Origin of the sequence: Polaromonas aquatica, from assembly GCF_042659145.1 — a bacterium.
GTDB classification, from domain to species: domain Bacteria; phylum Pseudomonadota; class Gammaproteobacteria; order Burkholderiales; family Burkholderiaceae_C; genus Polaromonas; species Polaromonas aquatica.
The window spans coordinates 295364-307307 of the sequence record NZ_JBHSRS010000083.1 but is presented as its reverse complement, the minus strand read 5'-3'; the positions used below and the strand labels follow the sequence as shown (position 1 = coordinate 307307).

The following is an 11944-nucleotide window of genomic DNA, read 5'->3' as shown; positions in this document are numbered from 1 at the left end:
CAGGGTAAGTGTCATGTGCATCTCATTCATTGGCTTGGGTTTCGGGTTTGCTGCTGAGCAGTTCCGGCTGGAAGATGAGCCGCCAGGTGCGTATGCCTATCAGGACCACGGCGCAGACGTCGCCTGCCCAGGCAATCGCAAAAAAGGGCCAGGTCGGGATGTTGAGGTCGTAGGTCAGCACGTTGTCGTTCCAGGTGCCGCGCACCTTGTCGAACAGCATGGCGGTCTGCACAGTCACCACAAACATCAGCACCAGGGTGGCAAAGATGTCTATGGCGCGTTTCATGCGCGGGCCGACGCTGCTCCAGACCAGGTCCACCGTGATGTGGGTGCCGCGGTAGCTGGTGGCTGCGATGCCCCAGAAAATCAGTATGCCCAGCAGCAGGCGGCCGAAGTCGTAACTGTCTGGAATCGAGGTGTTGAACACCTTGCGCAGCACCACCGATATAAAAATGTCGGCCGCGACCAGTCCGACAAAAATGGCCGCCAGCCATTCGATCGAGTCGATCACGCGATCCATGAAATTGCGTTTCATTTTGAGTCTCCGAAAGCAGCCATCCAGGGGCGGCGCGGCATTGACGCCGCGGGCCCCGGGTTTGTCGAACGGGCAGGCTGCCCGCTCCCGGTTGCGTCTACAGCGCGGCTTTGTACTTGACCAGGTTGGCCTTGAGCGAGTCCATCACGGCTTTCGGGTCCTGCCCGGCCTTTTTCACGCTGTCGGCCCATTGGGCTTCACCGGGCGCCACGGCCTTTTTCCAGGCCTCGGTCTGCTCGGCCGTGAGTTTGTAGACCTCGTGGCCGGGCTGCGCAGCGATCTTGGCGCGGCCGCCGAATTCGAAGTCGGCCCAGGGGCTGGCGACTTTCTCGGCCCACTCCGTTGTGCAGTGGTCGTCTATGACTTTTTTCTGTGCCGGTGACATGGCGTTGTATTTTCCCTGGTTCATGACCCAGACAAAAGGCGTCACATACAGCGGGCTGTCCATGTGGAAGGTCGTGACCTTGTCGATGCCGAACAGGCCAATCGAACCCCAGGGGAAGGTGATCGCATCGGCCACGCCGCGCTCCAGCATGTCGCGTGATTCGGGTGCGGACGCCTGCACATTGGTGCCGCCCAGTGCGGTGATCATCTGGCCGACCGTGCTGGTGGCGGGGCGCACCTTCATGCCCTTGATGTCGGTGGGCACGGTGATCTTCTTGCGCGAGTGGAAGGTTCCGGGGTCATGCACAAAGGCAAAGCAGAACTTCACGTCCTTCATTTCGCGGGCAGCGTACTGGCGGTACCAGGCGTCGATGGCGGCACTGCCGCTCTTGCCGTTGGCAAACAGGAAGGGCAGCGATGCGCCGGCCATTACCGGGAAACGCCCGGGCTGGTAACCGGGGTTGACATAGGCAAAGTCGGCAATGCCGTCGCGTGCCATGTCGTAGTGGTCGAAGGCCTTGCCCAGTTGTTCGGACGGGAACAGGGTTGCGGTGATCGAACCGTTGGAGGCCTTTTTGATGTCGTCCGCCCAGGCTTGTAGCGCCGGGTTCAGCGGGTGCTGCGCGGGCACCCAGCTGGAGAGCTTGAGCTGCACGGCTTTGTCCTGCGCGAGCGCAGGCATGGCGGCCAGCGCCAGTACTGCTGCGCAGGCGAGCAGGATGCGGCTTTTGCGTGCCGGGAATGTTTTCAGCGACCGGGGTAGCGAGGCGTAAGTCATGGAAGTCTCCTTTTTTGTAGTACAGGTGGCAGGTCTCGAATTGCGTGAAATGGCTTTGGCGGCGAATCGGTCCAGGTACTTTTGTTATTTATTGAAAGAGGGGAAAGTCAAGCCTTGATACTTAACATATTAAGCAATGGATATGAATTCCCAGTCGGGGTTTTCCCGTGTGCGGTGTGCTCTCCGGTCCGGTTTTCAGGCAGGGTACTGCACCAGCATGCCGGCGGCATTGTCCAACAGCATGAACAGGTCGTAGTAGGCGATGCTGACCTTGCCGCCAGTGCGCTCTTCGGCCTGGGCAATCCATTCGGGGTTGTGGCCCCTTTTTGCCGCTTCTATCGACGGCCATATGTACAGTCCCATGAGCTGGCGTTTGTCTTCGCTGAGCAGGTAGTGCTTGCGCACCAGTTCCGGATTGGCCTGCCAGTGCGCCACGGTGCCCAGCGCGTCTTTCATGATGTCCTCGCGCGTGTCCCCTTCGGGGGCCGCAAAACTGACAAATTCGGCAATCATGGTGTGGCTCAGTCTGGCTTGATGTTGCGGGCCTTGATCAACGCGCCGAAACGGATGCTGTCGATGGAGGCACGCGAGCCGAAGTCGCTGGGCGACATGGGCGAGGGTTCGCCGCCTATGGCGGTGATGCGCTCGCGGATGGCTGGGGTGGCCAGGATGCGGTTGACCTCGCGGTTGACGCGCGTGACCACTTCGGTGGGCGTGCCTGCCGGTGCATACAGGCCAAAGTAGGTGTCGGCATCAAAACCCTTCAGGCCGGCCTCGTTCAGCGTTGGAGTGTCGGGGAACAGTGGTGAGCGGCGCATGCTGCCGACGGCCAGCAGCTTCAGGCGGCCGGAGCGCACGTGCTGCAGACCCACGCCGGGATCAAACCAGAAATCGAACCGGCCACCCAGCAAATCCTGCAGGGCCGGGCCGCCGCCACGGTAGGGCACGTGCACGGCGAAGGCACTGGTTTGGGCCTTCAGCATTTCTGCGGCCAGGTGGGGCGAACTGCCGTTACCGGGCGACCCGAAGGACAGCTTGCCGGGATTGGCCTTGAGGTAGCTGATGAACTCCTGCACATTTTTGGCGGGCAGGTCGGGTTTGGTCACCAGGTAGACCAGCACGCGCGCTACCGCAGCGACCGGCCGGATGTCTTTGGCCGGGTCGAAAGGCATGCGCTCGTACAGGTGCGGATTGACAGAGACCATGCCGCCGGAACTCATCAGCAAGGTGTAGCCGTCGGCCGGCGCCTTGGCGACGGCATCACCACCGATGTTGCCTCCGGCGCCGCCGCGGTTTTCGATCACCACAGGCTGGCCCAGCGCATCCTGAAGTGGCTGCCCGATCACACGTGCCAGATGGTCTGCCGCGCCGCCGGGCGGGAAATTCACAATGATCTTGACGGGCCTGGCTGGCCAGGCTTGTGCACCACCGCTGGCGGTGGTTTGTGCATGCGCGACTGTCAGGATGTTGCCGGCAACAAGCGCCAGCGTCAGCAAGGCGTGGCGGCGGACTTGGGGGCGCGGGTTCATGGATTGTCTCTTTCCTGTTTTTTGGTCCAGTTAAACAAAGCAGATGCGGTTCAGGAGGCCTTGGCGGCTTTGGGTTTGCGGTGCGGGTTCTCCATCCAGCGTATAGGCTGCGCTTTCACCGGCCGCGCCGGCGCGCCGTGCTGCACCAGCATCTGGTCCAGCGCCTTGCCGGCTTCGTCCTGCAGTGCCGCGCTGCGTGCTGCGGCAATGGCGGCGGCGCGCAAGTCGTTCGAGGCAAACGTGGCGCCTGCGGCCAGGTGCTCCAGCACATGCATCAGGTTGTCCTTGCCGCGCTCGTTGGTGCTGCCGTAACCCTTGATCAGGCGGCCGCAGAGTGCAATTTCATGGCCCAGTTGCCAGTGCTGCGGCGTGCCCTGCACGACACCCGCCAACCATTGTTCGATCAGCGCCTGTTCGGTGGCAAAACGGCTGCCGCGCACGCGCAGCCATTTCAGCTTGGCCAGCAGGCGCAGCGACAGCATGCCGAAAACCGAATGCGTGCCTATCTTGAGCGGCATGGCCCAGGGTGCCTTGCCTTTGGCCACACGCGCACGGTCCCAGCGTGTGACACGTGCCGCCAGGCCGGCCGGCAGCAGCGCGGCAAACTCGGGTGCGCCGGGTTTGAAATGATCGTAGACCTGCAGCAAATCGTTGCTGCCGGCCTTGACCTCGCCGCTCACACGTTGCCAGCGGCTGGCGCTGCTTTTCAGGTCGGCCACTCGCACGATGTCGTCAAAGGCCATCCACAGCGCCAGCCAGCGCGCCATCTCGCGGGTGGTGGCGTAACCCTGGGTGGAGGCAGGGTCGGCCTGTTGCTCGGCGGCCAGCACCTGCTGCAGGCGCTGCACATACAGGTCGGCATAGGTACGGTCCTGGTACTCCAGCATGCGGGCATGGCCCAGCGCCAGCATGTCGTGCACCTGCGCCGGGAAAATGCGAGCCAAATCGGGTCCCAGCCCTTTGGGGGCGGGCGCAGCCAGCTCCTGATCTGATAGCAGGCTGGTGACCATGGCCGCCTGCTCGCGTTGTGTGTTCACCTGTTTGAAGGCCCGGTCAAAACCGCGCAGGCTGGCCTCGGCTCCCTTGCCGCCGTGCTGTATGACGGATTCATACGCCTTGCGAGGGAAGGGGAACAAACCGCTGCCGGCAATGGCGCCCAGCATCACGGCGCTGACGATGGTGCCGCAGTCTTTGGCCATCTCGCCCATGTCGAAAACCTGTGCCGAGCGGCTTTGTGTGCGCAACACGTCGAGTAGCGGCGCGCTGTCGGTGCGGCCGTCGCCCGGCTCCATGCGCTCGGCGGTGGTAAAGGTGCGGTTGCTGGAGCTGATGACCATGGTGCGCTGGGGCGAGCTCATGCCGTTGCCGATCTGGCGCGCAGTTTCCAGCAGTTCGGACGAGACCAGTCCATCGAGTGCGCCGGGCACCGGGTTCAGGCTGAATACCGGGCGTTTGCCTTTGAGTTCAGCCAGCGGCACCGGGAATACTTCCAGGTAATAGGTGGTGGCGCCAGTGCGCTGCGCCACGCCGGGGATGGAGGTGCTTTGTGCGGGGTAACCGCTGGCCAGCGCGATATCGACCAGCCATTCGGTCAGGACGCCGCCGCCTTCGCCGCCCAGTGCGCAGATCAGCAGGGTGATGGGTTTTTGTTGGGTTTGTGGAGTCATGGTATTCACGCTGGTTGCATCACTCGCACGAGCGCGCTGCGCACGCTGCCCAGCAGGCGCTCATGCCACTTCGGGTTCTGGATGATTTCAGCGCGGTAGAACGAAGGGCAGAGGGTCGCGGCATGGGCGTTTTCCCCACACAGGCCGCAACCGACGCAACCGTCGATCACGGTGGCTACCGGGTCGACCTTCAGCGGATCCGGGTTGTCTTTGAGCGTCAGGGTCGGGCAGCCCGACAGGCGTATGCAGGCATGGTCGCCGTTGCAAATGTCTTCATCAACACCGTATTTCACACGCACCACACGCTTGCCTTTTTTGAGCAGGCCGGCCAGCCAGGGCTTGATGCGGCGCTGACGCTCGAGCTGGCATTCACCCTCGGCGACGATGACTTTGAGGCCGTTGAATTGGGTTGTAAAAGCCTCGTTGAGTGTCTGGCGCATTTCCTCGACGTTGTAGGTGTGCACCGTGCGCAGCCACTTGATGCCCAGGCCTTGCAGGGTGCTTTCAATCGTCTTGTTGGTGTCGGTCAGGCTTTGCAGCTTGTCGCGGGCGTTGAACTTGGCATCGTCACTGGGGGTGGAGATGATGTCCTGCGTGCCGGTGGCCGAGGTGTAGCCGTTTTTGAAAATCAGCAACACCGCATCGTCACCGTTGAACAGCGCCGACTGCACGCCGGTCAGCAGGCCGTTGTGCCAGAAACCGCCGTCACCCATGATGGACAAGGTGCGGCGCGCCATCATCGGCGAGACACCGGCGCGGCTGGCCAGGCTCATGCCGTAACCGAGGATGGAGTGACCGAAGGAAAAAGGCGCGAAGGTGCCGAAGGCATGGCAACCGATGTCGGCCGCGATATGTACCGGCCCGACGTCCTGCTGCGCCAGCTTGAGCGCCGAGAAGACCGGCCGCTCCGGGCAGCCAATGCAAAACCCGGGCGGGCGTGCCGGCAAGGGCTGGTTCAGTTGCTCCGCTATCTGCTTGCCCACGGCACCGCGGCGTTCGGCATTGCCCTGCAGCCAGCCGGTGGCCGAGGAGGTGTCCACATCGGCGGCATAACGCTTGAGGAAAGCCGCCAGGCCGGCGGCCACCACTTCCACCGAATATTCGCCGCCGGAGGGCAACATGTCCTTGCCATGCAGCGGCGTGTTGATGTCGCGGCGGCGCAAAAAGGTGGCGATCTCGTTTTCAATGTACTCGGGCTGGCCTTCTTCCACCACCAGCACCGCGCGTTTGCCCAGGGCAAACTCGGCGACCTGTTCCGGCACCAGCGGGTAAGTTACGTTCAGCACCAGGATAGGGATCTCGGCCTGGCCGAAGGCGTCACACAGGCCGAATTGCTGCAGCGCGCGTATCAACGAGTTGTAAATGCCGCCCTGCACGATGATGCCAAGGTCCTTGCGCGGCCCGTCCATCAGCTCATTGAGTTGCTGCTCCAGGATGTAGCGGCGCGCGGCCGGGATACGTTCCTCGCTTTTGAGCTTTTCGTGCCGGAAGGTGACAGGCGGATGCGCCAGCTTGTCGTAGTTGAACGCGGCGGGTTCTTCCATCAGTTCCCGCGTCGAGATTGCCGGTGGCCGGTTGTCCTTGCATTCAAAACTGCCGCGTACATGGCAGGCGCGTATACGCAGTTCCAGGATGGCCGGCATGTTCGATGTTTCCGAGAGGCGAAAACCGTGTTCCACCATATCGACCATCTTGCCCAGGTCGGGCCGCGGGTCCAGCAGGCACATCGTCGATTTCAGCGCATACGCGTGGGTACGCTCCTGGATCACGCTGGCGCCTTCGCCGTAGTCTTCACCGACCACAATCAGCGCGCCACCGGTGACGCCGGGCGAGGACAAATTGGACAAGGCATCGGCCGCCACGTTGGTGCCGACTATGGACTTCCATGTGACGGCGCCGCGCAGCGGGTAGTGGATGGACGCGCCCAGCATGGCCGCGGCGGAGGCTTCGTTGGAGCAGGCTTCGACGTGTACGCCGAGTTCGTCCATATAGGGTTTTGCCTGCACCATGACATCGAGCAGGTGGGAGACCGGTGCGCCCTGGTAGCCGCCTACATAGGCCACACCCGACTGGAGCAAGGCTTTGGTGATGGCGAGGATGCCCTCGCCGTGGAAAGTTTCGCCCGCGCCCATGCGCAGCGACTCGATTTCCTTGCTGAATGAAACTTCCAAGGCTGTCTCCGTGTTTTATTTTCGTGGGAAACAAGGAGTTTGGCGCCTGCAGGACTATCCATCAATAAAATAACAAGACTATCTGGTATTCATTGAATGCATATAAAAGACATAGACCTGAACCTGCTGCGGCTGTTCGACGCGGTTTACCGCACGCGCAACGTCAGCCGTGCGGCCGAACTGATGGACCTGACGCAGCCCGCCGCCAGCCAGGGCCTGACGCGTTTGCGCCTGTTGATCAAGGACCCGCTGTTTGTACGCGCCGGCGGCGGCGTGCAGCCCACGCCCAAGGCCGACCGGCTGGCCGATGCGGTACGCAGCGCCCTGGCCACGCTGGAGCAGGCACTCAATGAGTCGGCGCAGTTTGAACCGCTGCAGTCGCGCAAGGTTTTTCGCATCCACATGAGCGACATCGGCGAAGGCCGTTTCCTGCCGGCCCTGATGGTGGCACTGCGCCAGCTTGCGCCCGGCCTGCGTATAGAAACGACACCATTGGCCAGCGGCGATATAGCCCAGGCACTGGACAGCGGGCGTATCGATTTTGCGTTCGGCTTTTTGCCCACGGTCAAGGACACACAGCGCGTGCAGATGATCAGGGATCGCTACATCGTGCTGCTGCGCGAGGGCCACCCCTTTATCCGGAAGCGCCGCAGCCGCCAGGCGCTTCTGGATGATTTGCACCAGCTGGAGTTTGTCGCTGTGCGCACCCATTCCGACACCTTGCGCATTCTTGAACTGATGCAGCTGGAAGACCGGCTGCGCCTGACGACAGAGCATTTCATGGTGCTGCCCTCGATTGTCAAAGGCACAGACCTGGCGGTGGTGATGCCGCGCAACATCGCGCAGATTTTTGCTGCGGACGGAGGCTACGCCATCATCGAGCCGCCGTTTCCGTTGCGCGACTTCACGGTGTCCCTGCACTGGAGCAAACGGTTTGAGGCCGACCCGGGCAACCGCTGGCTGCGCCAGACCATCGTGGACTTGTTTTCGGAGCGTTGAATGGGCACGGCCCCTGTCGGCAATCGCAACGGCCGCTTGCTATTGATTTTGTAGCTGCTTGCGCCCATTTACAGGCGGCTAAAGGCTGGTTTCTTCAAAAATAAGACACATGGCCGCTGCCAGGTCGTGCTAGGCTAGCCAGATGTTCAAGCGCTTTCCCTCGTTTTTGCGCCATGTGGGTCCGGGCGTCATCACGGGCGCAGCTGATGACGACCCGTCCGGCATTGCCACCTACACGCAGGCCGGCGCGCAGTTCGGCACGGGGTTGCTCTGGACGGTGTTCCTGTCGCTTCCCTTCATGATTGCCATCCAGCTGGTCAGCGCCAGGATTGGCCGCGTGACCGGCAAGGGGGTGGCGGCGAACCTGCGTGAGCACACACCGCGTACCTTTCTGATGGCGATGGTTTTTTTGCTGGTGATTGCCAACACCATCAATATCGCCGCAGACATCGCCGCCATGGGGGGAGCCCTGCAACTGGTGGTGGGTGGCGGTGCGCATTTCCACGCCATGGCTTTTGGCGTGGTGACGGTGCTGCTGCAGGTGTTTGTGCCTTACCGCAAGCTTGCGCCCATCCTGAAATGGCTGACACTGTTCCTGTTCGCCTATGTGATCGCCGTGTTTCTTGTGCAGGTGCCCTGGCGGCAGGTGCTGTACGACCTGGTGGTGCCCAAGCTGCAATGGTCATCGGGCTACTGGATGATGATCGTGGCGCTGCTGGGCACCACGATCTCGCCCTACCTTTTTTTCTGGCAGGCCTCACAGGAGGTTGAAGAGCTGCGTTTGAAGGGCAACGGGCGCGGCACGGAAAAGGAAGTGCGCAAGGACTTGCGGCGTGTCAAGCGTGACACCTACCTGGGCATGTTTTTCTCCAATACCATTGCATTTTTCATCATGGTTCTGGGCGGTGTCGTGTTGTACGCGGCAGGTGTTCACGACGTGACCTCTGCGGCGCAGGCTGCACAGGTGCTGCGTCCGCTGGCGGGGGACTTCGCCTTTGCACTGTTTGCCGGCGGCATCATTGCCACCGGCATGCTGGCCGTACCGGTGCTGGCTTCGTCTTCCGCTTACGCGGTTGCCGAAGCCTTTGGCTGGCCTGAGGGCCTGGAGCGGCAATGGTTTGAGGCCAGGCGCTTTTACGCCATCATCACAGTCGCCACCATCGTCGGAACGGGGCTTTGTTTCACACCCATAGACCCGATGAAAGCACTTTACTGGAGCGCCGTGATCAACGGCGTGGTAGCCGTGCCCATCATGGCCGGCATGATGTTGCTGGCCAGCAAGAAGGAGGTGATGGGTGCCTTCACTTCTGGCTTCAAGACCACCTGGTTTGGCTGGGGCGGCGTTGTGGTGATGGGCTTTGCGGTACTGATGATGTTCTGGGATATGTTGCGCCTGCTTTTTTAGCGTTATCAGATTGCCAGGCGAGCGGAGCTTTCCGCTTTGCTCCACACCTCTGGGGGGCATGCTCACAGCCGCCCATGCCATTCGATGTGGGGCGCTTCCGCGCCTTCAGGGTTTCAGCGCTTTCAGCACGTTCTCCGCAGTGGCCGGTGCATCCAGTTGCACACGGGCCGGGCGCGCCGAAGCAATCGCGTCCTTCAGCGCTTCAAAAACGCTGATGGCCAGCATGAAAGGCGGCTCGCCAACGGCCTTGCTGCCGAATACGTTGTCTTCGCGGTTTGGCTCGGGCCACAGCTCAATCCTGAAATGTTCCGGAACATCGCCGGTTGCCGGAATCTTGTAGGTACTGGGTGCATGGGTGCTTAAAACGCCCTTGTCGTTCCACACCAGCTGCTCGGTTGTGAGCCAGCCCATGCCCTGCACAAAACCGCCCTCTATCTGGCCTATGTCTATGGCCGGGTTGATGCTGGTGCCCACGTCGTGCAGGATGTCGACTTTCAGTACGCGGCTTTCGCCGGTGAGTGTGTCTATAGCAACTTCACTGCAGGCCGCGCCATAGGCAAAGTAATAAAACGGTCTGCCTGTCAGCGTTGTTTTGTCGTAATGAATCTTGGGGGTACGGTAAAAACCGTCGCTCCACAGCTGGATGCGGTTGGCATATGCGAGCTTGACGACTTCCGTGAATGGCCGTGTGTTGTCTGGCGTGATGACCTCGCCGCCCTCAAAACGCACGGCACCGGCGCCGCAGTGGTCCAGGCCGGCGACAAACTGCGCCAGGTTGTCGCGCACATTGCGGGCCGCATACTGCGCGGCGCGCGCGTTAAGGTCGGTACCGGCCGATGCAGCGGTGGCGGATGCATTGGGTATCTTGCTGGTATCGCTCGCCGTGGCCAGCACCTGGGCAAACGCGACGCCTAGCTCGTCGGCGACGATTTGCGCCACCTTGGTGTTCAACCCCTGGCCCATTTCGGTGCCGCCGTGGTTGACCTGCACGCTGCCGTCGGTGTACACGTGCACCAGTGCGCCGGCCTGGTTGAAGAGCGTGGCGGTAAACGAGATACCGAACTTCACCGGCGTGATGGCGATGCCGCGCTTGATGACGGGGCTGCCTTTGTTCCAGGTCGAAATGGCCTTCTGCCGCTGTCGGTACTGCGCAGTCAGCTCCAGTTTTGATAGCAAGGGTTCGAGGATGTTGTCCTCGACCTTCATCTGGTAGTGCGTGACATTGCGGCGCTTGGCTTCGACAGGCTCAGCCCGAACGGGTTTTTCTTGCCCCGTTCGCCCTGAGCTTGTCGAAGGGGCTGCCAGTTCGTCGCTGTACAGGTTGCGCTTGCGCACATCCAGAGCATCCAGCCCCAGCGTGCGTGCGATGTCGCCCAGGATGGCCTCGATCACGATCACGCCTTGCGGCCCGCCAAAGCCGCGGAACGCCGTATTGCTCTGCGTGTTGGTCTTGAGGCGGTAGGACGCGATCTCCACGTCCTGCAAAAAGTAGGCATTGTCTGCATGGAACACCGCGCGGTCGGCCACCGGGCCGGACAGGTCGGCGCTGAAGCCGCAATTGGCCGCCATCATGAGCTTGAGGCCGGTGATGCGCCCTGTGTCGTCAAAACCCACGGTGTATTCGTAGGCGAAGGGGTGGCGTTTGCCGGTGATCATGAAGTCGTCATCGCGGTCCAGCCGCAACTTGACGGGCCGCTTGAGTTTGTGCGCGGCAATGGCCGACCACACAGCCATATGGCCGGCCTGGGTTTCCTTGCCGCCAAAACCGCCGCCCATGCGCCTGCACTCCACGCGCACGGCGTGGTTGTCCAGGCCCAGCGCATGCGACACCCAGTGCTGCACTTCGCCCGGGTGCTGCGTGCTGGAGTACACCAGCCACTGGTTTTGCTCCTGCGGCACCACGTAGGCTACCTGGCCTTCGAGGTAAAAGTGTTCCTGCCCGCCGACTTCAAGCTCGCCGTTCAGGGTATGGGCTGCACGTGCCAGTGCGGCGGCCGCATCGCCGCGCTTGACGAAAACCGGCGGCAGCACATAACTCTGCGCGGCCAGGGCGTCGTCCACGCTGAGGATGGCAGGCAGCGGCTCTATGTCGCAAACCACCTTGCGTGCGGCCCGGCGCGCCTGCATGACGGAGTCTGCCACCACCACGCCTATCACCTGGCCGACGTGCTGGACCGTATGCTGCGCAAAAACCGGTTCGTCGTGCGCAAAGGCAGCCAGCATGGGGTCACCGGGAATGTCGATGGCCAGGATCACATCCCGCACACCCGGCATGGCCAGTGCCGCGCTGCTGTTGATGCCCAGCAAACGGCCGTGTGCAACGCCGGAGAGAATGGGTGCGGCATACAGCGTGCCCCGGATCTCCGGGATATCGTCCACATAGGTGGCAGCACCCGCGACCTGGGCACGCGCGCTTTCATGGAACTGCGATCTGCCGGCGGCAGGCTCGGCGCGCAGCATCATTTTTTCGTTTGCG

9 protein-coding genes are annotated in these 11944 nt (G+C 62.1%); 2 read left to right on the top strand and 7 right to left on the bottom strand.

All coding sequences use genetic code 11. The features are described from left to right. Positions 1-22 precede the first annotated feature (22 nt). The 6 genes from ACFQND_RS20600 to ACFQND_RS20575 form a co-directional block, all read right to left on the bottom strand. On the bottom strand, positions 23-535 hold the full coding sequence (locus ACFQND_RS20600) for a TRAP transporter small permease (protein ID WP_371436512.1): 513 nt from the start codon (positions 533-535) through the stop codon (positions 23-25). 97 nt (positions 536-632) lie between these two features. Continuing rightward, the gene (locus ACFQND_RS20595) at positions 633-1697 is read right to left on the bottom strand and encodes a TRAP transporter substrate-binding protein (protein ID WP_371436511.1); all 1065 of its coding nucleotides are present in this window, start codon (positions 1695-1697) and stop codon (positions 633-635) included. A gap of 195 nt (positions 1698-1892) precedes the next feature. Further along, positions 1893-2210 (bottom strand): hypothetical protein, encoded by a 318-nt coding sequence (locus tag ACFQND_RS20590; protein ID WP_371436510.1) that lies wholly within the window; start codon positions 2208-2210, stop codon positions 1893-1895. Between the two features lie 8 nt (positions 2211-2218). Beyond that, positions 2219-3226, bottom strand: coding sequence for a Bug family tripartite tricarboxylate transporter substrate binding protein (locus tag ACFQND_RS20585; protein WP_371436509.1), 1008 nt, complete (start codon positions 3224-3226; stop codon positions 2219-2221). A gap of 50 nt (positions 3227-3276) precedes the next feature. Further along, a complete protein-coding gene (locus tag ACFQND_RS20580) occupies positions 3277-4893 on the bottom strand; it encodes an indolepyruvate oxidoreductase subunit beta family protein (protein ID WP_371436508.1) in 1617 nt (538 codons plus the stop codon). A gap of 5 nt (positions 4894-4898) precedes the next feature. Then, positions 4899-7064 carry a thiamine pyrophosphate-dependent enzyme gene (locus tag ACFQND_RS20575; RefSeq protein WP_377414467.1) on the bottom strand — a complete coding sequence of 722 codons (2166 nt, stop codon included), beginning with the start codon at positions 7062-7064 and terminating at the stop codon, positions 4899-4901. Between the two features lie 96 nt (positions 7065-7160). Here ACFQND_RS20575 and ACFQND_RS20570 point away from each other — a divergent pair, with 96 nt between their 5' ends. Beyond that, complete coding sequence (locus tag ACFQND_RS20570) at positions 7161-8063, top strand: LysR family transcriptional regulator (RefSeq protein WP_371436506.1); 903 nt, start codon at positions 7161-7163, stop codon at positions 8061-8063. A gap of 142 nt (positions 8064-8205) precedes the next feature. Next, positions 8206-9468, top strand: coding sequence for an Nramp family divalent metal transporter (locus tag ACFQND_RS20565; RefSeq protein WP_371436505.1), 1263 nt, complete (start codon positions 8206-8208; stop codon positions 9466-9468). A gap of 105 nt (positions 9469-9573) precedes the next feature. Here ACFQND_RS20565 and xdhB read toward each other — a convergent pair whose 3' ends face one another. Continuing rightward, entirely contained in the window at positions 9574-11931 is a 2358-nt protein-coding gene (gene xdhB / locus ACFQND_RS20560) for a xanthine dehydrogenase molybdopterin binding subunit (protein WP_371436561.1), read from the bottom strand. Positions 11932-11944: the final 13 nt, after the last annotated feature.